15 protein-coding genes are annotated in these 23,398 nt (G+C 74.8%); 10 read left to right on the top strand and 5 right to left on the bottom strand.

All coding sequences use genetic code 11. The annotated features are described in order from the left end of the window. Window positions 1-16 precede the first annotated feature (16 nt). Together V6V16_RS05585 and V6V16_RS05580 are read right to left on the bottom strand one after the other, a co-directional pair. Entirely contained in the window at window positions 17-1,531 is a 1,515-nt protein-coding gene (locus V6V16_RS05585) for an LPXTG cell wall anchor domain-containing protein (protein WP_334560027.1), read from the bottom strand. A 275-nt stretch (window positions 1,532-1,806) separates the two neighbouring features. Further along, a complete protein-coding gene (locus tag V6V16_RS05580) occupies window positions 1,807-2,019 on the bottom strand; it encodes a hypothetical protein (RefSeq protein ID WP_334560025.1) in 213 nt (70 codons plus the stop codon). Between the two features lie 421 nt (window positions 2,020-2,440). Between V6V16_RS05580 and fbaA the strand changes: the two genes are divergently transcribed. Continuing rightward, on the top strand, window positions 2,441-3,466 hold the full coding sequence (gene fbaA / locus V6V16_RS05575; RefSeq protein WP_334560023.1) for a class II fructose-bisphosphate aldolase: 1,026 nt from the start codon (window positions 2,441-2,443) through the stop codon (window positions 3,464-3,466). 69 nt (window positions 3,467-3,535) lie between these two features. Here fbaA and V6V16_RS05570 read toward each other — a convergent pair whose 3' ends face one another. After that, window positions 3,536-4,792 (bottom strand): LOG family protein, encoded by a 1,257-nt coding sequence (locus tag V6V16_RS05570; RefSeq protein ID WP_442934036.1) that lies wholly within the window; start codon window positions 4,790-4,792, stop codon window positions 3,536-3,538. A 148-nt stretch (window positions 4,793-4,940) separates the two neighbouring features. On the opposite strand from V6V16_RS05570, the gene V6V16_RS05565 reads away from it, so the two are divergent. Further along, window positions 4,941-5,369, top strand: coding sequence for a DUF3151 domain-containing protein (locus V6V16_RS05565; protein ID WP_334560018.1), 429 nt, complete (start codon window positions 4,941-4,943; stop codon window positions 5,367-5,369). Window positions 5,370-5,423: 54 nt separating this feature from the next. On the opposite strand, the gene V6V16_RS05560 is transcribed toward V6V16_RS05565, so the two are convergent. Further along, the gene (locus V6V16_RS05560; protein ID WP_334560016.1) at window positions 5,424-7,235 is read right to left on the bottom strand and encodes a chromosome partitioning protein; all 1,812 of its coding nucleotides are present in this window, start codon (window positions 7,233-7,235) and stop codon (window positions 5,424-5,426) included. A gap of 525 nt (window positions 7,236-7,760) precedes the next feature. Further along, window positions 7,761-8,777 carry a hypothetical protein gene (locus V6V16_RS05555; RefSeq protein ID WP_334560013.1) on the bottom strand — a complete coding sequence of 339 codons (1,017 nt, stop codon included), beginning with the start codon at window positions 8,775-8,777 and terminating at the stop codon, window positions 7,761-7,763. A 123-nt stretch (window positions 8,778-8,900) separates the two neighbouring features. Here V6V16_RS05555 and V6V16_RS05550 point away from each other — a divergent pair, with 123 nt between their 5' ends. The 8 genes from V6V16_RS05550 (at window position 8,901) to purD (ending at window position 23,321) form a co-directional block, all read left to right on the top strand. Further along, window positions 8,901-10,187: an adenylosuccinate synthase gene (locus V6V16_RS05550; RefSeq protein WP_334560011.1), complete on the top strand. Its 1,287-nt coding sequence runs from the start codon at window positions 8,901-8,903 to the stop codon at window positions 10,185-10,187. 284 nt (window positions 10,188-10,471) lie between these two features. Then, a complete protein-coding gene (locus V6V16_RS05545; protein WP_334560009.1) occupies window positions 10,472-11,134 on the top strand; it encodes a vWA domain-containing protein in 663 nt (220 codons plus the stop codon). Window positions 11,135-11,200: 66 nt separating this feature from the next. Then, a complete protein-coding gene (locus tag V6V16_RS05540) occupies window positions 11,201-12,628 on the top strand; it encodes a protein kinase domain-containing protein (protein ID WP_334560006.1) in 1,428 nt (475 codons plus the stop codon). Then, complete coding sequence (locus V6V16_RS05535) at window positions 12,628-15,960, top strand: DEAD/DEAH box helicase (protein WP_334560004.1); 3,333 nt, start codon at window positions 12,628-12,630, stop codon at window positions 15,958-15,960. Before V6V16_RS05540 ends, V6V16_RS05535 begins: the two co-directional genes overlap by 1 nt. Next, a complete protein-coding gene (locus V6V16_RS05530; RefSeq protein ID WP_334560003.1) occupies window positions 15,929-17,428 on the top strand; it encodes a hypothetical protein in 1,500 nt (499 codons plus the stop codon). Before V6V16_RS05535 ends, V6V16_RS05530 begins: the two co-directional genes overlap by 32 nt. Next, window positions 17,428-19,833, top strand: a complete 2,406-nt coding sequence (locus V6V16_RS05525) for a hypothetical protein (RefSeq protein ID WP_334560002.1) — start codon at window positions 17,428-17,430, stop codon at window positions 19,831-19,833. The genes V6V16_RS05530 and V6V16_RS05525 overlap by 1 nt, the downstream gene beginning before the upstream one ends. After that, window positions 19,834-22,062 carry a DUF2357 domain-containing protein gene (locus V6V16_RS05520; RefSeq protein WP_334560000.1) on the top strand — a complete coding sequence of 743 codons (2,229 nt, stop codon included), beginning with the start codon at window positions 19,834-19,836 and terminating at the stop codon, window positions 22,060-22,062. A gap of 11 nt (window positions 22,063-22,073) precedes the next feature. Beyond that, window positions 22,074-23,321 (top strand): phosphoribosylamine--glycine ligase, encoded by a 1,248-nt coding sequence (gene purD / locus V6V16_RS05515; protein WP_334559997.1) that lies wholly within the window; start codon window positions 22,074-22,076, stop codon window positions 23,319-23,321. Window positions 23,322-23,398 lie beyond the last annotated feature (77 nt).

Below are 23,398 nucleotides of genomic sequence, written 5' to 3'. Positions count from 1 at the left end.
CGGCGGTGCGGGTGGATCAAGCTACGAAGCGGGTCCGGCGGCGCCTGGTCACCACGTAGCCGCCGAGGCCGGCGACGAGCAGGAGCCCGCCGATGCCGGCGATCAGGCCGGTGGACGCACCGGTGATCGGCAGCGTGCCGCCACCGTCGCCGCCACCCTGGCCGCCGGTCGCGTCGACCAGGATCTTCGCGGTGTCGTTGGCCGGGTTCTCGTCTCCCGTGCGCAACTTCACGGCACCGGTGTGACTGCCGGCCCTGTCGATGCGCAGCGTGAATTCGAACCCAGCCCTCTCGCCCTTACCAAGCGGACCAACCAGGAAGCATCGGTAGGCCGGGGCTCCCGGTTCGCCCGGCTCGCCCTCGCCGCTTGCGTTGCTGACGCAGCTCACCGGGGCGCGCACCGCGGTGACACCCTTCGGCAACGTGACGGTGGTCGAGACCTGGATGCCCGGGCGGCCGCCGGTGCCGACCGCCGCCGGGCCGTTGTTGACGTAACCGACCGTGACCGGGACGGTCCTGCCGACCCGGGCGTCCACCGTCGCCCCGAGCGCCGCCACGTCGGCTCGCTGGTTGCCGGTCACCTGGAGCTCGATCCAGGTCTGGTTGTCGTACGGATTGACATCGGTCTGCGCCGAACGGCGGGTGGCGGCCGGCTTGAGTTCGAGGGTGCCCTCGGTGCCCCTCGGTCCGAGCTCGTCCTCCACATTCGTCTGGGACTTGTACTCCTCCCAGTCCGCCGGAGTGAACCAGAACGCGGAGCCGTGGTAGACGGTGGGAGCCCAGCTGTCGGCCGGCACGGTGAAACCGAAGCTGGGGTCGAGGACGGCTGCCCCGTGCGACTCGATGACGGTGTCGAACGTGCAGACGAACGCGTAGTCCTTGAACGCGCCGCTGGCGTACCGGCAGTTCTCGTAGCGCTGCGAGGGCCGGAGCCCGTAGGGGGCGGAGACCAACAGCACCGCACCGCGGGCGGTCGTCTCGCCCCGGTTCTCCAGGGTGAGCGGGGCCTTGAGCGTGCTGCCGGGAGCACCGGTCAACTCCAACGAATCGGCGGCGGCGAGATCCACGCCCTCACCGACGGCGACGGTCGAGCGGTAGCTGCCCGAACCGGAGCCGGGAGAGGTGACGGTGAAGGCCAGCTCACCCTCCTGATCCGGCTTCGCGCCGTCCTTCGCCCGCACGGACAGCTCGACCACGTTCACGGACGAGTCGCCCTCGTCGAAGTCCTGGACCCTGCAGGTCAGGATCGCGCCGGACTCGGTGCAGACATCCCCGGGGGCGGTGCTCCGCACGTCGGCGAAGCCGGCGACCTCGCCCCGGTCCACCTTCACGACGATGTCCTTGGACCACTCGGTGTCGAGGGCGAAGAGGGTGACCCACTTCGTCGTGCCGCCGGGGGCGACGATCACGTTGTTGGCATAGAGCTCGAGGTCCTCGGTCGGAGCGGCCGAGGCGGGAATGGCGGAGGCTGCGACCAGCGCGCCTGCGACGCCCAGCCCGGCCAGCCACGGCCGGGTGGAGTGCTTGAGCATGTGGGGTTCCTCCAGTGGGATGCCCGGAGTGGCCAGCGAATCGTATGAAGGCCTTGTGGGCAGCCGCTGTCCGCTTCGCCGGCGGCGGTCGAACCTCGACCGAACGGCTGACCGGAACCGCCCCAACGTTCCGGGTGCCGGCGTCCCCGATCAGGAGCGGGAGTCCGGGAGGTGCGGAGACGTACGAGGGGCGGGCCGAGCTGGGGCCCGCCGACGCGGTCCCGGCCGACGCCGGGGGCCGCGCGGGCCGGGGCGGCATCCGGCGCGCGTACGGCTCAGCGGTAGTCGTCCTCGTCGGCGGCGACCACCCGGGCCTGCTCCATCGCGTCCCAGTCGTCGACCTCCAGGCCGCGACGCGGCTCGCCGTCGACCCCGTCGGAGCCGACCACGGTGGCCTGCTCGACCGCGTCGGCCGGCTCCGCCTCCATGTCGCGCTCCTCGGGGCTGAGGTGGTCGCCGGGGGCGAAGTCCTCTTCGGGCTGACCCATCGGTCCCTCCGGGTCTCGGCGGACGTTTCCCCACACACCGTACGGGCTGCGTCCCCCCGCCGCTCGGAAGCCGAGTCGACCGAATCGGCCCTCCGGTCGCCGCCCCCGGTGCCAGGATGGGTGCGTGGGCTTCCTGATCCGGTTGGCGATCACCGCCGTCGCCGTTCCAGGTGGACGGTTTCTGGGCCGCGTTCTGGGGCGCGATCGTGATGGCGGTGGCGACGTGGCTGATCAGCGTCGTCGTGCCCGACCGGTGGGAGGGGCGGTGAGGGCGGTTACCGGCCGTCGGACGCGCACCGGGTCGGTTGTGCCGGGCCCGGTCTCCTACGGGATACTGCCGACGGTGGACAGCGCGGTCCGGCGCACCCAGGGACAACAGCGGCCGGCGACGGCCGAGAGCGGTAAGTAAGGAGCGTTCGACATGCCCATCGCTTCCCCCGAGACCTACGCGGAGATGCTGGACCGCGCCAAGGCCGGCCGGTACGCGTACCCCGCGATCAACGTGACGTCCTCGCAGACCCTGAACGCGGCGCTGAAGGGCTTCGCCGACGCGGAGAGCGACGGCATCATCCAGGTCTCGACCGGTGGTGCGGAGTACCTCTCCGGCCCCTCCGTGAAGGACATGGTCACCGGCGCGGTGGCGTTCGCCGCGTACGCGCACGAGGTCGCCAAGAAGTACCCGGTCAACATCGCCCTGCACACCGACCACTGCCCGCAGGAGAAGCTGGACAAGTTCGTCCGGCCGCTCATGCAGATCTCCAAGGAGCGGGTGGCGGCCGGCCAGGAGCCGCTGTTCCAGTCGCACATGTGGGACGGTTCGGCCGTGCCGGTGGCGGAGAACCTCCAGATCGCGGCCGAGCTGCTCGACCGGGCCGCCGAGGCCAAGATCGTCCTCGAGATCGAGGTCGGCGTGGTCGGCGGCGAGGAGGACGGCGTCGAGAACGCCATCAACGACAAGCTCTACACCACCGTCGAGGACGGCCTGGCGATGGTCGAGGCGCTCGGCCTGGGCGAGAAGGGCCGCTACATGGCGGCGCTGACCTTCGGCAACGTGCACGGCGTCTACAAGCCGGGCAACGTCAAGCTCCGCCCCGAGATCCTCAACCAGATCCAGGAGGCGGTGGGCGCCAAGTACGGCAAGGAGAAGCCGCTCAGCCTGGTCTTCCACGGCGGTTCCGGCTCGCTGCTGTCGGAGATCCGCGAGGCGCTCGACTACGGCGTGGTGAAGATGAACATCGACACCGACACCCAGTACACCTTCACCCGGCCGGTCGCGGACCACATGCTCCGCAACTACGACGGCGTGCTCAAGGTCGACGGCGAGGTCGGCAACAAGAAGCAGTACGACCCCCGCGTCTGGGGCAAGGCCGCCGAGGCGGGCATGGCCGCCCGCGTCGCGGAGGCGTGTGAGCACCTGCGCTCGACCGGTACCACGCTGGCGAAGTGACGCGCTGACGCGTGCCGCCGACGGCCGGCTTCCCGCCCGGGGGCCGGCCGTCGGCGTGTCGGCGTACCGTCAGGGTGCCGCGGTGAGCACCCGGACGGCCTCGTGCACGTCGTCGGTGAGGTGCACCGTGGTCGACAGGTCACCGAAGGGCGAGACGCCGAGCAGCGGCCGCAGCAGCGCCTCCACCGGCAGCTCGTCCGTCCAGTAGGCGCGGTCCAGGAAGACGTAGGCGCCGCTGGCCCCGTCGGTGCCGTAGTAGGTCTTGGTGGCCGCCTGGAACACCTCCTGCACCGTGCCGGCCCGGCCGGGGGCGAAGACGATCCCGCCCCGGGCCAGCCGCAGGATGGTGTCCTCCCGGATGGCGTTGGAGAAGTACTTCGCGATCCGGCCCGCGAAGAGGTTCGCCGGCTCGTGCCCGTACAGCCAGGTCGGGATGGCCAGCCCGCCGGCGCGGGCCCAGTCGACGTCGCCTCCGGCCAGCGCGGCCGAGTCGGCGCGGGACAGGCTCGCGGGGTCGGCGCCCCGGGCCCGGGGCGGCGGCACCGGCCGGCCGTAGAGCTCCCGGACCCGCAGCGCCGCCGCCGTGTAGCGGTCGTGGTCGGTGAAGTCGGGCGCGGAGGCGAGCAGGTCGATCGCGGCGTCCAGGTCCTCGGCCGGGCGTCGGGCGAGGTAGGCGCCGAGGTTGGCGGCCTCCATCACCCCGGGACCGCCGCCGGTCACCACCAGCCGGTCGGCCCGGGCCAGCTCCCAGCCGAGCACGGCGGCCATCCGGTACGGCGCGCCGCCGCGCGGCACCGCGTGCCCGCCCATGATGCCGATCACGGACTGCGGCCCGTGGGTGGAGAGCCAGGCGCGGGTGGCGTCGGCCAGCGCGTTGTCCACGCCGTGGTCGTGCAGCCGCTGCCCGAGCGCCTCCCGGACGTCCGGCAGCGCCCCGCCGTGCGCCCGGAAGTGCTCGTAGACCCTGGTGTCGTACATCCCGGCGAAACCGCCCTCGGCGAAGCCGGCGGCCAGCTCCTCCGGCGTGTAGAGGTGGGACGGCTGGGTCGGGTAGGGCAGCCCGGAGAACGGCGGCACCACGTTCGCGCCGCGCCGGACGAGGTCGGCGCCGACCTCCCGGGAGGCGAAGCGGCACCCCACGAAGAGGGTGCCCGTCACCTCGACGGCGGTGAGGTCGGGGACGGGGTCGAGATCGAGCCGCAGCCCCTGCACGGTCAGCCCGACCAGGCTGCCCGTGGCCAGCCGCCGGTCGAACTCGGCGCGCGTCTCGATCTCGTCGGTGCAGGTGTGCGGCTCGATGACGTCCGCGGGAGGTGGGGTCGGCACCCTGGTCATCCTGCCCCGCCGGGGCAACCGGTCAAACGTGGCAGGTCGCCGCGCCGGATCCCGGGCGTGACCAACTCCTCAACCGTTCAGCCGGCCGGCTCGCCCGACCCCCTCGCGCGCCATGGCGCGAAGCGGGTTGAATGGGGCGATGCAGAACCTGTTGCCGGAACCACCGGCCACCCTCCTCCCCGCACACGACGAGGCCGACGCCGCCCTGGCCGCCGCCGAGCAGGCGGGCAGCGACGAGGCGTACGCCGAGGTGGCGGCGCGCCACCCGACCTACAGCGCGGGCTGGGGCGTGCTGGCGGCACGTGCCCTCACCGCCGGCCAGGTCGTCCCGGCGTACGCCTTCGCGCGCACCGGCTACCACCGGGGCCTGGACCAGCTGCGCCGCAGCGGCTGGAAGGGGTTCGGCCCGGTGCCGTGGTCGCACGAGCCGAACCAGGGCTTCCTGCGCTGCCTCTACGTGCTGTCCCGCGCCGCCGACGAGATCGGCGAGGCGGACGAGGCGGCCCGCTGCGCCCAGTTCCTCCGAGACTGCGATCCCGCCGCCGCGGACGCGCTCGCGAGCAACTGACCCGGGAGCCGACGGCCGGCCCGGAGCCTTCCCGGCCGGCCCTCGGCCCCGTCCTTAGAGCCCCTCGGCGACGGAGGCGGCGATCTTCAGCCAGGCGTCCCGGGTCGCCGCGGAGAGCCCCCCGTACCGGATCGGCTCGCCGGTGTCGATGAGGCGCTCGTACGGTGCGAGCAGCACCGCCCGGGTGCGGGCGGCGAAGTGCTCCTGGATCGCCGGCAGGTCGATCTCCTTGCGTGACGGCGGCATGGAGACCACCGTCACCGCCTGCCGGACCAGCCGCTGGCGGCCGCTCTGCTCCAGGTGGTCCAGCATCCGGGCGGCCGTCTCGGCCGAGTCGTTCCGGGCCGACATGGTGACCACCAGCTGGTCGGTGGCGTCCATCGCGGCCTGCCAGTTCTGGGCCCGGACGTTGTTGCCGGTGTCCACGAAGATCAGCTTGTAGAACCGGCTGACCACCTCGCGGATCTCGGCGAACGCGGCGGCGGTGAGCATCTCGCCACCGGTGGCCGACTCGTCCGAGGCGAGCACGTCGAACATCCCCTCGCCCTGCGAGCGGACGTACTGCGACAGGTCGCCCACCCGCCCATGCGCGCCCTGGAACTGGCCCAGGTCGCGCAGCATGTCCCGCACCGTACGGGAGTGGAAGTCCTGCTGGGCGCGCATCCCGAGGGTGCCCTGGGTCTCGTTGTTGTCCCACGCCAGCACGTAGCCGCCGCGCTTCTGGCCGAAGGTCATCGCCAGCAGCAGGATGGCCACCGTCTTGCCGGCGCCGCCCTTGGGGTTCACCACGGTCACCTGGCGCAGCCCGCCGAAGTTGCGGCGCACCGTCTCGATGTCCCGCCGCAGCTCCTGCTCGTGCCGTCCCGGTGGCAGCCGCAGGCCGATCCGGTTGGCCACGGCCCGTACGCCCATCGTGGCCACCGGGTCGGCGGGGCGCCCCTGCCGGCGCCGGGCGAAGTCCTCGGCGGTCGGCGGTGCGGCGACCGCCGGGTTCCAGCCGGATTCCGGCTGCGCCGGCATCCCCTCCGCCGGCTGGTACGCCTGCTGCGGTGCCGGTGCGGCCACCCCCGCCGCGACCTGCTGCCACGGCGGCGGATACCAGCCGGGCGGGTACGGACCGGACGGCGCCGGGGCACCCGGCTGCGGCGGGTGGGGGCCGGCCAACTGCGGCGGGTACGGCCCGGGCGGAGCGGCCTGCCGCGCCGTCGCCGGGTCCGGCCCGGGGCCCGTCGCCGGCCCGGTCACCGCGCCCTGCTGAACCGCGCCGTACGGCTGCGGACCCTGCGGGTGCGGACCGTACGTCTCCGCGCCGTGCCGGCTGGCGGCCTGCGCCGCCGCGCCGTGCGGGGCCGCGTCCTGTCCGGGCGGGACCGGCCGGGTCGCCGCGTCCTGGGCGGCGGGCGTCGGGTCGGCGGCGCCGGCAGCCGGTGCGGTGGCGGCGGCGGTGGCGGGTCGCTGCGGGGGCTGCGCCCAGGGGGACTCCGCCGGCGCCCGCCCCCCGCCGTTCGCCGCTCCGCCGCTGGTCACCGGGCCGACCGGCGCCGCCGCGCCGGGCTGGCCGCCGTCGACCGGCCCCCCGGTCGCGCCGCTGATCGTGCCCTCGCCGGTCGCGCCGTCGCCGCCGGTCGTGCTCCCGCCGGTCGCGTCGCCGCCGGTCGTGCCCTCGCCGTCGGTCGGCTGTTCGCCCGGCGTCGCGTCGCCGGTCGTGCCGGCACCCGCCGTGCCGCCGCCCGGCGTCGACACCGGCTCGGCGGGTCCGCCGGGGCCGGGGGCCGACTCGCCCGTCCAGCCCGGGCCACCCGCCGTGGCCGGGCCGGGGGTGGCGGGGTGCGCGGGCGGGACCGGCTGGTCGAGGCTGAAGGGCATGTCGAGGTCGACCCGCCCGGGGGCGGCCGGCGGGGAGTGGGGGGCGGGCCCGCCCGGCGCGGTGGTCGCCGGCGGGCGCCCGTCCCACCCGACCGCCGCGCCGTTGCCACCCTGGCCGGCGGCCGGCGGGCCGTCCTGCGGCGCGGCCGGGTCCGGGCCCGGGGCGGGAGGACCCGGTTCCCAGCCGGTCGCCGGTGCCGGCCGGCGGGGGCCGGCACGCCGTCGGTCAGGGAGGGGTAGTCGGCCGGCGAGGGCGGCTGGCCCGGCCGGCCCTGGGGCGGGACCGGGGACGGTGGGGCGGCGGTCGACGCCCAGGCCGGTACGGCGGCGCCGTCGATCTGGTCCGGCGGCCAGAGCGGTTCGATGTCCCGCTCCGGCGCTGGCTGCTGGCCGGGCACGTGGACCCGGTCGACGTTCTCGTCCACCACGGTTCCTCCCCATTCCTCCTGCCGAGGATAGGCCCAGCGGCCGAGCCGGGCCGACCGTCGCGGGGTGGGCCGCGTCGATGGCCCGGGGACGCCCAGGTCAGCTCGTCCAGACCGCCCAGGCGCCCGGTTCGGTCCACCAGGACCGTTTCCGGCTCAGCTCATTCTCGATCCCGTCGTCGAGGAACGGGACCCTCCCCTCGCGGGGCAGCACGGCCACGGCCCGACCCCGGGCGCGGCGTACCTCCAACCGCACCCGTTTCCTGCCCAACGCCGAGCGGGTCACCACGGGAACGGCCACCGCCACCTCGACCAGCCCGTCCGTCGGGTCGGGGTTGCGGAGCAGGGTCACGTCGTCGAGCCGGGCGTACCCGCCGGCGTTGCCGATGGCGCAGGCCAGCAGCGGGTCCTCGCCGTCGGAGAGGACCGCGTCGTCCACCTCCACCCGGGCGCGCCAGTGCAGCGGCCGCCCGCCGTCGTCGGCGGCGCCGACCAGCGCGCCGTCCAGGGTCACCGAGCCGCCGTCGTTGCGCAGCAGGTCCAGCCGGCGGGGGGTGCCGTCCAGCACCGCGGCGGCCACCGCCGCCGGATCGCGGGGCAGGCCGAGCTGCGCCGCCAGGTCACGGTGCGTCGTGCTCCGCGCCGGATCGAGCGGCAGTACGCCGACCGGCGGCAGGTCCGGCACCGTGCGATTGCCGGGCAGGTCGTCCGGGCGGCGGCTGGGCGGCGGGGCGTACCGCCGGACCATGCGGCGCACGACGGCGCGCAACTGGGCGTCGCTGGCCGAGGCGACCACGAGCCGGACCTTGGAGTCCGGGTCGGGCCAGGTGAGGCCGTCCGGGCGGGGCGGGCCGTCGAACCGGGCCAGCAGGTCGTCGATCTCGGCGTCCGAGCGGGCGGTGACCGTCTCCACCCGCGCGCCCCGGGCGGTGAGCACGTCCGCGCAGGCCAGCACCGGCACCCGGGGGGTGTCGCAGCGCTCGGCGGCCCCCACGCCGTCGGGCGCGCCGGCCCCCTGCGCCGGCGCCGCGCCGCCGCAGCAGGCGCCGCCACCGCCGCAGGCCCCGCCGGGCGCGTCGCGCTCCGAGCCGAGGGAGAGCAGCACCACGTCGTACACGGAAAGGGCCTCCTGCCTCCCGACGCGACCCCTGCCGGCCGCGCCGCCACTACTTGTTAGCCTGACACCCCGGGCTCGCTGACCGGTCGCCACCTGGCACCCGAGCCTTCTGGAGGCGAGAAGATGCCAGCGATCGTGCTCCTCGGCGCCCAGTGGGGCGACGAGGGCAAGGGCAAGGTTACCGACCTGCTGGGTGAGCGGGTCGACTACGTCGTGCGCTACTCCGGCGGCAACAACGCCGGCCACACGGTGATCACCCCGGACGGCCAGAAGTACGCGCTGCACCTGATGCCGTCGGGTGCGCTCTCCCCGAGCGCGATGATCGTCATCGGCAACGGCGTGGTGGTCGACCCGAAGGTGCTGCTGGCCGAGATCGACGGGCTCGCCGAGCGCGGCGTGGACGTCAGCCGGCTGCGGATCTCCGGTGACGCGCACCTGATCATGCCGCACCACCGGGCCCTGGACCGGGTGGTCGAGCGCTACCTCGGCAGCTCCCGGATCGGCACCACCGGCCGGGGCATCGGCCCGGCGTACGGCGACAAGGTGGCCCGGATGGGCATCCGGCTTCAGGACCTGCTCGACCCGGGCATCCTGCGCAAGAAGCTGGAACTGGCGCTGCGTGAGAAGAACCAGCTCCTGTTCAAGATCTACAACCGCAAGGCGATCGACGTCGACGCGACGATCGAGGAGTACCTGGCCTACGCGGAGCGGCTGAAGCCGTACATCGCCGAGACCCGGGTGATGCTCTGGGACGCGCTGGACCGCGGGGAGACGGTCCTGCTGGAGGGCGCCCAGGCCACCATGCTCGACATGGACCACGGCACGTACCCCTTCGTGACCTCGTCGAACCCGACGGCCGGCGGGGCCTGCGTGGGCGCCGGCATCCCGCCGATGGCGATCAACAAGGTGATCGCGGTCAGCAAGGCGTACACCACCCGGGTCGGCTCCGGGCCGTTCCCGACCGAGCTCTTCGACGACAACGGGCAGCACCTGCGCAAGGTCGGCCACGAGTACGGCACCACCACCGGCCGCGAGCGCCGCTGCGGCTGGTTCGACGCGGTCGTGGCCCGCTACGCGTGCCGCCTCAACGGTGTCACCGACCTGGTGGTCACCAAGCTGGACGTGCTCACGGGCCTGCCGAAGGTGCCGATCTGCGTCGGGTACGAGATCAACGGCGAGCGCTTCGACGACATGCCGATGACGCAGACCGACTTCCACCACGCGACTCCGATCTACGAGGAGCTCGACGGCTGGTGGGAGGACATCACGAAGGCCCGCACCGAGGACGAGCTCCCGGAGAACGCCCGTCGCTACATCGCCCGGGTCGAGGAGATCTGCGGCACCCGCGTCAGCGTCGTCGGCGTCGGCCCGGGGCGCGAGGAGAACGTGGTCCGCCACCCCCTCCTCTGAACCCGGAGGGCGCATCCGTCACGAGCCCGAGGGGCGGCACGTCGGTCACCGACCGGCGCGCCGCCCCTCGCGCTTTCCGCCCGGCGCCATACCACCGTTCGGCCCGTTCCGTCCGCCCTCGTGCCCCGCCAGACGCAATGCCGACACTTGGCCGACTTGTCGTTGACAGCGTCGACCAGCCTCGCCGATCCTGTCGTGTTGCTTTCGCCCGAGTCATTCGGAGGGGACAGACCGTGATCGGCGAAGAATCCACGCCATCCGAGCCGCAGGCCGCGGAGCCCATCATGAGCGTGCGGCCCCGCTCGGCCACGCCCCGCCCGCTCCCGGTGCTGGTGCTCGCCGACGCCAGCGGCAGCATGGCGGAGGACGACAAGATCGGTGTGCTGAACCGCAGCATCGCCGCCATGTTCCGGGACTTCGCGGCCCAGGACTCCCCGCGCGGGCTGATCCACGTGGGGGCGATCGCGTTCGCCGGCGAGGAGGCGCGCCTGCACCTGCCGATGACCCCCGCGCCGTCCGTGGCCTGGCGGGACCTCCAGCCCTTCGGCCGTACGCCGATCGGCGCGGCCCTCTCGCTCGCCACCGAGCTGCTCGCGGACGACCGGGTGGTGCCCGGCCGCGCGTTCACCCCGACGGTGATCCTCGTGTCCGACGGCAGGCCCACCGACGAGTGGCAGCGGGAGATGGAGAGGTTCCTCGACTCGAAGCGGGGCAGGGGCGCGCTGCGGATCGCCGTCGGGATCGGGCAGGACATCGACGAGGAGGCGCAGCACGTGCTGGAGACCTTCGTCGCCAACCCCGCCATGCCGGTCTTCCGCGCCCAGGACGTCAACCGCATCCCGCAGTTCTTCCGCTGGGTCACCATGCGGGTGACCGAGCGGGTGCACAGCGTCAAGCCGGACACCATCCCGCCGCTCGACCCGCAGGAGTTGCAGGACCTGATCTGACCCCCGGCCCACCCCTCCCCGGCGGCACCGACCCGACGGCGTGCCGCCGGACCCGAAGGAGCAGCGATGGAAGCGACCGTACGCGACGTACGGGGTCGGACGCTGCCGTTGGCCGAGCGGCTCGGCCACGGCGCGGAAGGGCACGTCAACCGGGTCCGGGACAGCCCGTTGGCGGTGAAGCGGCTGTTCCTGCGCGGGTCCCGGGCCCACCACGCCGGCCTGCTCGAGGAGCGCCTGCGCGCGGTCGCCCGGATGCCGATCGAGGATCTTCCGGTCGCGCGGCCACTGGTCATGCTGGCCGAGCCGGACGTCGGCTTCGTGATGGAGCTGCTCGACGACATGGTGCCGCTGGAGCAGCAGATGCTGCCGCCGTACGAGGTGGAGCTGGTCGCCTGGTACCTGGCGACGGGCGGGCTGCGCCGGCGGCTGCGGGTGCTGGCCCGGCTCGCCGGCACGCTCGCCGCGCTGCACTCGCGCGGCGTGGTCTACGGCGACCCCTCCCCCGGCAACGTGCTGGTCTCCGAGCCGACCGACCAGGACCAGATCTGGCTGGTGGACCCGGACAACCTCGCGGTCGAGTCCGACGGCTCGCGGTCCGCCGTCTACACCCCCGGGTACGGGGCGCCGGAACTGGTCAGTCGGGGCAGCCGGATCAGCACGCTGTCGGACGCGTTCGCGTTCGCCGTGCTGGCCCACCACACGCTCTTCGCCGCCCACCCCTTCGTCGGCGACGAGGTCGACGACGGGCCGGTCGAGCTGGAGGAGGCCGCCCACGCGTACCGGATGCCCTGGATCGACCACAGCGAGGACCGCAGCAACGCCTCGACGCTGGGCCTGCCCGGTCGGCAGCGGCTGCTGACCAGGACGCTGACCGGCTACTTCCGGGCCACCTTCGAGGAGGGGCTGCGCGCCCCCGCGCGTCGGCCGTCCTGCGCCGACTGGGCCACCGCGCTGTGGCAGGCGGTCGACGCCCTGATCTCCTGCCGGTCCTGCTCCGGCCACCGGTTCGCGGCCCGGGCGTGCCCGTGGTGCGGCGCGACGCCGGGCAGCGACCTCGTCTGCCGGGTGTGGCTGCACGCCGGACCCGACGTCTTCAGCCTGGCCCGGGCGGAGGAGGCCCCTGACCCGGGCCGGGTGGTCGGCGCGCGGGGGTGGAACATCCCGGCCGGCGAGCTCGTCGCCATCGACAGCGGGCGCCCCTTCGAGCTGACCGCCCGGCACGGCGAGATCCGCTCGGACGACCCGCACCGGCCCCTCTCCACGGTGAGCTGGGACGGCGGGAGCCGGGTCCGGGTGGCGAACGTGGGCGTCCGGGCCGTGCTGCTGGTTTCCGGCGACGGGCAGGTGCACCGGCGGCTGCCACCCGGACGGGACGCCGAGATCGAACTCCGCCCGGACGTGCCGCCGTGGCGGCTCTGTTTCACCAGCGACCCGCTCAGCCCGCACCGGCAGGTGACGTTCGACGTCGTCGGGCCGGCGAGGACGGGCCGCTGATGGCGGGCCGGGTGAACCGGGCCGAGCTGCTGGCGAGCGGGCTCCGGCCGTGGCAGGGGCAGATCCTCGACCTGGAACTGCGCACGGTGGGCGCCGAGCGCCTGCCGGAGGGGCTGCGCGCCACCGAGGAGATGGTCCTCACCGGCGGGCAGGGCGAGGTGCTGCTCGGCCGGGCGGGCGAGGCGGGCGGCGGAGCGGCCCGGGTCGCCGGGGTGGCCGTACGGGGGCGCACGGCGCGGGACGAGGACGCGCTGCGACTGGTGCTCACCGCCCGGCGCCGGGCCGTGGCCTGGGCGGCCCGGGTCGACGGGGACCGGCGCGGGGCCGCCGTCCGGGTCCACCTGTTCGACCGCGACCTGCTCTGGAGCGACGCCGTACGGGTCGGGGTCGACGAGCGGACCATCGCGTACGCGCAGCGGCGCAACCGGTCGCTCTCCTCCGTCGAGGACGTGTGCCGGTGGCTCGGGCAGCAGTTGCTGCTGCCCCGGCTGCCCGGCGAGCCGCACCGGCGGGCCGTCGTCTCCGGGCGGGCCGACGAGACGGACCAGACCGGGCTGCGGCTGCACGGCCTGGACGTCGACGCCGACCTGGGCCAGTACGACGGGCGGCTCATCCTGACGCGGCTGCTCATCGCCCGCCGGCCGCCCGACGGCCGGCAGCTCACGCTGCTGCGCACCGAGCTCACCTTCACAGACGACACCGCCGGGGCGCGGCTCGACGCGCACCAGCTCGGCGGCTTCGGCGGCGTCGCCGAGGGGGAGCGGTCCTACCTGGAGCTGTGGGAGCAGTACAACAACCAGGAGTGGGCGCGGGCGGTGCGGTTCGCGGCCGACCTCGGCACCGGCCACTACACGTCCTGCGAGGCGATCGAGGACGGCGCGTGGCGCTTCCGGCTGGGCACCGACCCCAAGACGCGGCGGTTCGTCGAGCAGATCCGCGACGCGCGCGCCGACGAGCCCAACCTCGAACTCCAGGCCTCGGAGCGGGTGCCGGCGCTCCTGCTCGGCGCCGGGGAGAGCACCGATTCCGGCCGCGGCGGCCCGTCGTTCAGCGCGCCGTTGCGTTGGATCGACCGGGACAGCATGCAGCTCGTGCTCGTCACCCGGTCGGGTCACCGCGACGAGGTGGTCCCGCCGCCCACCGGCTACCTGCACTACGCCTACCGGGGCAGCGAGGTCAGCATGCGGCGCCGCGAGTACGCCCGCGACCGGATCGCGCGCGGCCAGACCGAGATGAAGGGGCTGGGGCTGCTCATCAACGGGGCGGTCCCGCCGGACACCCGCCCGCTGGGCCACGACGCCATGTCGGCGGCGACCCGGAACGTCTTCCGCCCGGGGCGGCCGACCGAGAAGCAGCAGGAAGCGATCCGCATCGCGCTGAACACGCCCGGCATCGTGCTGATCCAGGGGCCGCCGGGCACCGGCAAGACGCAGGTGATCACGGCCCTCCAGCAGCGGCTGGCCGAGGTCGACGAGCTGGTCTGCACGGTGGGGCGCAACACGCTGCTCACCACGTACCAGCACGACGCGCTGGACCACGTCCTCGCCAAGACGAGCGTCTACGACCTGCCGGGGGTCAAGGTCGACGCGCGCCGGCGCGGCACGGTCCGGACGGCCGAACGCTGGCGGCGGCAGCTGCTCGGTCGGCTCAACGACGATCTGGTCGGGCGGCCCGGGAGCGCCCGGCGGCGCCGGCTGGGGGCCGTGCAGACGCTGGTCGCCTCCTACCTGGTGTCGCCGCCGCCGCTGGAGGCCACCGTCGGCCTGCTGCGGCGGATCGAGACGCTCGCCGAGGGGGAACTCAGCCTTGCGGTGCGGGACCAGGTGGCGGCCGTGCGGGGGCAGCTGGAGCTGGCGCTGGAGACGCCGCTGGTCGACCCGGTCCGGGCCGTCCGGTTGCGTCGGCTCGTACGGGCCCTGCGGGACACCCCGACCGGGTTCGGCGACGACGGCCCGGTCGGCTGCCGGCGGGCCCTCGACCACCTGGGCGGCTCCGAGCTGCTCGAACCGGCCGAGGCCGACCTGCTCACCCGTGCCGCGGGGTGGGCCGGCGACGCGGAGCCCGGCTTCCTCGGCGAGCTGCGGACGCTGCGGCACCGCCTGTTGAACCTGCTGGCGGGCACCGGCGGTCCGGTCGCCGCCCCCGGCCTGAACCCGCTGGTCCGCGACGCCCTGCTGACCGTGTCGGCGGAGGCGGAGCGGCGGCTGCACGACTCCCGCGACGGTCGGGACGCGATCATCGCGGACTACGTCGACGTCTTCGAGCACGACCCCGAGCGGGTGTACGAGGCCGTGCACTCCTACGCGCCGGTCCTCGCGGCCACCTGCCAGCAGGTCGACTCGGCCCAGATGCGGGAGCTGGCGGCGGAGGGGAAGCTGTCGTTCGACACCGTCATCATCGACGAGGCGGCCCGGGCCAACCCGCTCGACCTGATGATCCCGATGGCCTGCGCGCGCAAGCGGATCGTGCTGGTCGGGGACCAGGCGCAGCTGCCCCACACGGTCGAGCGCGAACTCGTCGACGTGCTGCGGCGGGAGTCCCCCGACGACGCCCGGCTGGAGGCCGACCTCGGTCGCAGCCTCTTCGAGCGGCTGTTCGAGCTGTTGGAGCGGAAGCCGGACCGGACGGTCCGGCTGGACGTCCAGTACCGGATGCACCCCGAACTCGGCCGGCTGGTGAGCACCGCGTTCTACGGCGGCCCGGACCGGATCCAGGCCGGCAGGTCGGCGGAGGAGCTGAGCCACTCGCTGCACCCGTACCGGGGGCTGGTCGGGGTGTGGCGGCACGTGCCGTTCGAGGCGGGCGTCGAGGAGCGGGTGCGCACCTCGTGGCGGCGTCCGGTCGAGGCGAAGGCCGTCGCCGCGGAACTGGGCCGGCTCGCCGCGCAGGACCCGGCCCTGACCTTCGGGGTGATCGCCTTCCACCGGCCGCAGGTCGACGCGATCTGGGCGGAGCTGGTGCAGACCGGCCTCGCGCTGAAGGACGGCGACGAGTTCCGGCCGGTACCGGAGATGGAGCTCAACGCCGACGGCGACGAGCGGCTGCGGGTCGGCACGGTCGACGCCTTCCAGGGCAAGGAGTTCGACGTCGTGCTGCTCTCCACCACCAGGAGCAACGACATGCCGGCCACGCCCCGGACCCGGTGGCGCAGGTACGGCCACCTGATGCTCGTCAACCGGCTGTGCGTGGCGCTGAGCCGGCAACGCAGGCTGCTGATCGCGGTGGGCGACAGCGAGATGTTCCTCCGGGGCGCCGCCCCGGAACAGCTTGAGGGATTGACCGCCTTCCGGGAGTTGTGCCATGGACAGTTCGGCCGCCACCTTCCGGTCTGACCTGCCGGTCGTCGACATGGTCCGGCGGAGCCCGGACGTGCCGCACCGGTGGCTCCTCTGGCCGGCCTGGCAGTACCGCGTCTGCGCGCCGCTCGCCGATCAGGACGAGCTGAACCTGTTCCAGCGCGGCGTGCTGGGGTTGTGCCGGGTCGGTGTCCGGGACACCGAGGAGATGGCCGCCGCGTTGCGTCTGCACCCCGCGCTGGTGCGGGTGGTGGTGGGCGAGCTGGCGCGCTTCGGCTACCTGGACGAGATCCGCCGCGTCACCGAGGCCGGGCGGGAGGCCCTCGTCACGGGCGAGGTGGACCCGCAGGACACCCAGGTCGCGTACGTCTTCCAGGACGTCTTCTCGCAGACGCTCTGGCCGGGGGCGGAGGTGGCGCCGAGGTACGCCGACGTCTCCTGGGACCAGAGCGGGCCGTTCCTGCGCAGCGGCAGCAAGGGCAAACCGGGGCCGCCCCGCCGGCTGGTGCCGGTGCGCCTGCCGGACGGCCTCACGCCGCAGCCGCCGGACGCGGTGACGATCCTCGACGCGGCCCGCCGTCGCCGGCTGCGTCGACCGGACGGCCAGGCCCCGGGCGCCGCCATCCGTCGCGTCTCCATCGTGGATTCCGCGCCCACCATGGTGTGGCTCTCCACCTGTCTCTACGTCAACCGGCAGGGCGGCGAGGAGGTGTGGCAGGCGCGGGATCCGTTCGCGCCCCGGGCGAGCCCGCTGCTGCGCAGCTTCGTGGTGTCGCGTACCGACCACGACCTGGGGTTGAAGCAGGTCCTCGCCGACCTCACCGGCGGCACGGCGGAGAAGCGCGCCGTCGACCTCTACGCGGCGGACCTCGACGTCCGCCGCGACGTCGAGGAGCAGCTGGCGCTCGGGCTCGGCCTGCGGGCCGCCGACGACCCGGAGCTGTGCCGGCTGATGGTGGCGGTGGAGGCGGCCTACCTGCGCAGCGGGGAGGGCCGGGGCAGGGCGGCCAACGAACACACCGTCACCTACGCCGCGCGCACCGTCGAGCTGCTGTTGCGCCGGATGGTCGCCGGCCACCGGCCGCCCGACCCCGTGCTGGGCGAGCTGCGGCGCAACGAGACCCTGCGCCGCAAGGCCCTGGCGGAGGTCTGCCGGAGCGTCGGCTTCGGCCCGCCCGGCCGCCTCGCCAGGGTGCCGTGGCAGAAGGTCGAGGAGGCGTTCGCGGGCGACGGTCACGTCAACCGTCACGTCCTGCTCGCCGCGGCGCTGCTCAGCGTGCTCGCCGGCCGGCCCGGGCATCCCCTGCTCCGCTTCGGCCAGCGGCAACCCGGCTTCATCGACGCCTGGAACCTCCTCGGCGACCTGCGCAACGACGGCTCGCACGCGGCCATCTCCGATCCCGCCCCGGACGAGGTCGAGTGGGCTCGCGGTCTCGCCCACGACATGGTCCGCGCCTGCCTCGGCGCTCCGCCCGTCTCCACCAGCGAAGGAACCCCCGTCTGATGTCGAAGCGCAAGTCCACGCCCCGCGCCAGCCAGCGCAAGCCCACGGCGACGCGAGCCGCCGGCGTACCGCCCCAGCGCGGCGACGGGCCCAGCACCCCCGCCAAAACGTCGGAACGCCTCCTGGAGCAGGCGTTCGAGCGCGCCGAGGAGGTCGACGCGGTGGCCGCCACGGAGGGCCTGGAGCAGGACGACGGCGGCGCGGCGGCGACCGACGACGCCGCCGACGCGCAGGCGCTCGCCCGGGCGCTGGCCGAGGTGCGACGGCAACAGAAGGTGTACGCCGACGCCGCCCGGGCCGCCACCCGGCGCACCGAGGAGGCCGAGGAGCGGCTCGCCGAGCTGCGCCGCGGTGAGACCGCCCTCGCCGAGGCGGAGGCGGAGGCCGGCCGCCTCTCCACCGCCCTCGACGGCCGGGAGCGGGAACTGCGGGAGCGCGAGGAGGCCGTCCGCGAACGGGAGCTGGACGCCGAGGCCGGATTCCGGGCCCACGGCGCGCGCGCCCGCGCCCGGCTCGACGCCGAGCTGGCCGAGCTGGTCGCCCGGCTGGAAGCCGAGGAGCGGGAGCACCGCGACCGCCGGGACCGGGAACGCAGGCAGCACCGGGAGGCGCTGGAGGCCGAGCGGGTGGCCTTCGAGCAGGAGCTCGCCGGCCGCGGCAAGCGGATCGAGGACGAGGCCGCCGAGCTGGAACGGCAGTGGATGCTGCTGCGCGCCGACCGGCGGGAGGTCGAGAGCGCCCGCCGCGGCGTCGAGGAACAGGAGGAGACCGTACGGCTGGCGGTCGAGTCGCAGTCGGCGCGCAGGATCGCCGAGCTTGAGTTCGCGCTGCGTGCCGGCGAGGAACGCCTCGCCGCCGCCCGTGCGGAGGTGGACCGCCAGCACCGCCTCATCGAGCGGCAACACCGCGACCTGGACCTGCTGGGGCAGCACAGTCCCGAGGCGTCCGCCCGGCGCCTGCGGGAGCTGGAGAGCGCCAACCAGGAGCTCCGGGACGAGCTGGCCCGCCGGCCCGACGAGGAGGACGTGCTGCACCTGCGGCGCACCGCGGACGAGCACCGCCGCTGCGGCCAGCGCACCACGGAGCTGCGGCTGGAGCAGCAGCGGCTGCTCGGCGAGGTGCAGTCCTCGCGGATCGCGGTCGCCGAGGTGGAGCTGCTGCGCGACACCCAGCTGGCCTACCAGGGGGTGGTCAGCGGCTACCAGGCGACCATCGAGGAGCTGCACCAGCGGTACGACTCGCTGAGCCGCAAGGCCGAGCGGGAGACCGCGTTCCGGGGTTGCGACGAGATGGACCGCAACCCGGAGCTGAACGTTCCCCGTGACCTGGAGGACGTGGGGGAGCCCGACCTCGCCGAGTTCGCGGTCCAGGTGCGCCGGACCATGTGGCACCAGGATCCGGCGGACCGGCTGGCGTACTCGGAGCGGGACGTCCGCTCGTTCCTGGGTGGGCTGGCGATGAGCCGGCTGCACCTGCTGGAGGGGCTCAGCGGGATCGGCAAGACCAGCCTGCCGCGGGCGTTCGCCCGGGCGGTCGGCGCGGGCCACCGCGTGGTCGAGGTGCAGGCGGGCTGGCGGGACCGGCAGGACCTGCTCGGGCACTACAACACCTTCGAGCGGCGGTTCCACGAGTCGGCCTTCCTGAAGGCCCTCTACGAGGCGCAGTGCCCGTACTACGCCGAGGTCCCGTACTTCATCGTGCTCGACGAGATGAACCTGTCCCACCCGGAGCAGTACTTCGCCGACGCGCTCTCGAAGCTGGAGAACCCGGCCGGTGCCGCGTTCGACCTGCTCCCGGGCGGCAGTGGGCGACCGCCGCGGCGGCTGTTGACGGACGAGCCGGACGGCGAGTGGCGGATCCCGCTGCCGGACAACGTCTGGTTCGTCGGCACCGCCAACAACGACGAGACGACCGTGCGCTTCGCCGACAAGACCTACGACCGCGCGTACGTGCTGGAGCTGCCCGCCCAGCGCCCCTGGATGGACGAGCCCGCGCCGAGCGCCCAGCCGGTCGTCACGCTCGCCGGGCTGCGCAAGGCCTTCGTCGCGGCGCGGCGCCCGTTCCGCCAGCAGTCGGCCACGGTGTGGCGGTTCCTGGAGGGCGACCTGAAGGAGCTGCTCGCGCAGGAGTGCCACCTGGGTTGGGGGTCCCGGCTCAAGCGCCAGGTCGACGCGTACGTGCCGGTGGTGTGCGCGGCCGGCGGCACCGTCGGCGAGGCGGCGGACCGGCTGCTCGCCACCAAGATCCTGAACAAGATCGAACACCACTACGAGATCGAGAGGGAGACGCTCGACCGGGTGCGCGACGCGGTGCTCGACAGCTGGCAGGCCGGTGGCCTGGACGACGAACCGGTCGCCGTCCAGGCCGTGCTGGACCGGGCGATCCGGCGCCGGGGGCGGGGCTGAGTGAGCGGCGTCGAGTGGTACGACCGGCTCACCGGACGCCGGCTGGCGGCGCTCCCCGCGGGGCCCGCGACGGTCGGGCGGTACCTGCTGCACCGGGTGCCCCCCGGCACCACGCTCGACGGGCGTCCGGTGGGGCCGGGCGACTACCTCGCGTCGGTCCCCGACGAGCGCTGGTCGCTGCACCTGCCCGCGGAGGCGCGTACCCCCGCCGGCGGGCGGGGGCGGACGGTCGGCGGGCAGTCGCGGCCGCACGGCGAGCCGGAGCCGGTCGTGGTGGACACCATCCTCACCATCGCCGCGCGCCTCGCGGCGACCGCCGAGGCCGGCGGGAGCGCGCAGGAGTGGGCCGAGCAGTCCCCGCTGATCGCCGAGCCGCGCGAGCGGCTGAACCCGACCAGACTCGACGAGGAGATCCGGTCCGGGCTGAACGCCCTGGTCGCCGTCGCCCGCAACCCGGCGGACCGGCTGCGGGTCGTCCGGGAGGTCACCCGGGTCGACCGGGCCACCCGCATCGCCACGACCGCCACCGCGCACCTCTCCCAGCACAGCGAGTACTGGCAGGTGCGGACGGTCCGCGGGGTGCGGCCGTCACACGTCCTGGCGCTGCGCTTCGACGACGACATCGACCTGTACGAGAACCGGCTCGCCGGCCGCCTGCTGGAGCGGCTGGCGGTCTACCTCGCGTCCCGCATCCGGGAGGTGGAGGACATCGCGCGCCTGGTCGCGCGGCTGGTGGACCACCGTCAGGTGGAGCGGCCGTCGTGGCGCAACGCGTTCCGCTTCGCGCTGCTGCTGGACGGGATGGCCACCCACTCCGACCGGGTCATCGCGGAGGCCACCGAGTTCGGCGCCGTGCTGCGGGGCTGGCTCGGGCAGGTCCACGCGCTGCGCGGATCGCGCCTGGTGAAGGGCGTCAACCGCAACGCGCACCTGCCGATCACCGTGCAGCGGACGAATCTGATCAACAACGACGACCGGTACCGCCGGGTCGGCGGGCTCTGGACCGCCTGGACGGACGAGGTGCACTCGCGGACCGTCGACCGGTCGCGGCAGCAGCGGTTCGCGGTGGGCTTCGAGCGGTACTGCGCCCTGCTGGTGCTGCGGGCCTGCGAGTACCTGCGGATGGAGGTGGGCGCGGCACCGGCCCCGAGCCGGTCGGGGCCGCCGCTGCCCCTGCACCGGGACGCCGTGACGTACCACCTGGGCTGGGGCCCCGACGGCGTGCTCACGCTCACCGGGCAGGAGCCGGGAGACGAGCACGCACGGGAACCGGGGCACGGGCGCGCGCTGGTCCGGTTCGTGCCGCTGCCGCACGCGGTCACCAACCGGGGCGGAGCGGTCGCCGCGGTGCTGGACGAGCTGGCCCAGGCGGACGCCTCGACGGTGGTCCTCTACCCCGGTACGGCGGAGGACCGGGCGGCGCTCCCGGTCGGCACCCGGTTGTGGGCGTTCTGGGCCGGGTTCCAGCGGCCCGCCGACGCGGCCGGCGGCGAACCGTACGGTCCGCTCTGCGTGCCGGTGAGTCCGCTGGAGTCCGACTCCCTGGAACGGGTGGCCCGCGCGCTGCGGTGGGTCGTCGACGTGCCCGACCTGCTGGCCTACCCGCCGGTGCTCGGGCTGCCGGACGCCGCCGTGGGACCCGTGACCGCGGCGTCGACCTGGCTGCGCGTGGAGGACGGGCAGCTGTTCGCCGTGCGCCCGCCCCGGTTCGACGAGTTCGAGGCCGCCCGTGGCGCGCTGCGGCTCTGGGCCGACCGGGAGTCGCGGCGGGGCGCCCGGGTGTCCCCGACGGACGCCGAGACCGGGCTGGCGGCGGCCCGTGACGCGCTGACCCGGATCGCCACCTGCCCCACCTGCGGAGTGGTTGCCGGCGGCCACGACTTCGACGCCTGGCAGGGGCGCACCTTCCACGCCACCTGCGGCGGGGGCGGCGGGTGCGGCACCGAGTGGGGGGTCAACGCCTGCGGCGACTGCCGGGGCCGGTACCCGGTGCTCTGGTACGGCTCCGCCCACCTCCCGGGCGGCGACGGCGACGCGCTCGACCTGTCCCACGGCAACGACATGCTGAGCGCGCCGTGCTGGCTGCCGAGCCAGCGGCGGCTCTTCGTGTGCCCCCACTGCGGCCACTGCGGCCGGCACTTCGCGGCGGGGGAGGCCGGCTGCGCCCGGGGGTGCGGTCCGGCGGGCCGGGCGGCACCGAGCCGAGGGGAGACGCGGGTGCGCGCGTAGGATCACGGATCGTGCGCGTACTTCTCTTGGGCGGCGGCGGGCGGGAGCACGCGCTCGCGCTCGGCCTGGCCGCCGACCCCGCCGTCGACCGGTTGATCGCCGCGCCGGGCAACCCCGGCATCGCCTCCGTCGCCGAGCTGCGGCCGGTGGACCCGGCCGACCCGGCCGCCGTCGCCGCGCTGGCGGTGGAGACCGGGGCCGACCTGGTGGTGATCGGGCCGGAGGCGCCGCTGGTGGCCGGGGTGGCCGACGCCGTACGCGCCAAGGGGATCGCCGCGTTCGGGCCGTCCGCCGAGGCCGCCCGGCTGGAGGGCTCGAAGGCGTTCGCCAAGGACGTGATGACCGCCGCCGGCGTACCGACCGCCCGCGCCCACGCCTGCGCGGACGCGGAGAGCACGGCCCGGGCGCTGGACGAGTTCGGTGCGCCGTACGTGGTCAAGAACGACGGGCTCGCCGCCGGCAAGGGCGTCGTGGTGACCGACGACCGGGCCGCCGCGCTGCGGCACGCCGAGGAGTGCGGCCGGGTCGTCGTCGAGGAGTACCTGGCCGGACCGGAGGTCTCCCTCTTCGTGGTGACCGACGGCGAGGCGGCGGTGCCGCTGCTGCCCGCGCAGGACTTCAAGCGGGTCGGCGACGGCGACACCGGGCCGAACACCGGCGGCATGGGGGCGTACGCGCCGCTGCCCTGGGCGCCGGCCGGCCTGGTCGACGAGGTCATGCGCGACGTCGTGCACCCGACCCTGGCCGAGATGGCCCGGCGGGGCACCCCCTTCGCGGGCCTGCTCTACGTCGGGCTGGCGATCACCGCCGACGGCCCCCGGGTGATCGAGTTCAACGCCCGCTTCGGTGATCCGGAGACGCAGGTGGTGCTCGCGCTGCTGGAGACCCCGCTGGCCGGGCTGCTGCACGCCGCCGCGACCGGCACGCTGGCCGGGCACCCGCCGCTGCGCTGGCGCGACGGCGCCGCCGTCACGGTCGTGGTGGCCGCCGAGGGCTACCCGGCCGCCCCGCGCACCGGAGACGTGATCACCGGGGCCGAGCGGCCGGGGATCATCCACGCCGGCACCCGACGGGGCGCCGACGGGACGCTGCTCTCGGCCGGTGGCCGGGTGCTCTGCGCCACCGCCGCCGGCGCCGACCTCCCCGCCGCCCGGGACGCCGCGTACGGGCTGGTGGGCGGGGTGGGCCTCGCCGGCTCGCACCACCGCGCCGACATCGCCTCCGCCGCCGTCGAGGGCCGGATCAGCCTCCCCGGCTGACCGGGCGATCCTCGACCCGGCGCCGCCGGCCCTTCCGCCGACCGCCCCACCCCGGCCGCCCGGTCGACGGCCGGGCC

The sequence above is a fragment of the Micromonospora sp. CPCC 205561 genome (genome assembly GCF_036906775.1).
In the GTDB taxonomy this organism is placed as follows: Bacteria; Actinomycetota; Actinomycetes; order Mycobacteriales; family Micromonosporaceae; genus Micromonospora.
The sequence above is the reverse complement of the archived record's forward strand: the minus strand, read 5'-3'. Positions and strand labels throughout refer to the sequence as shown.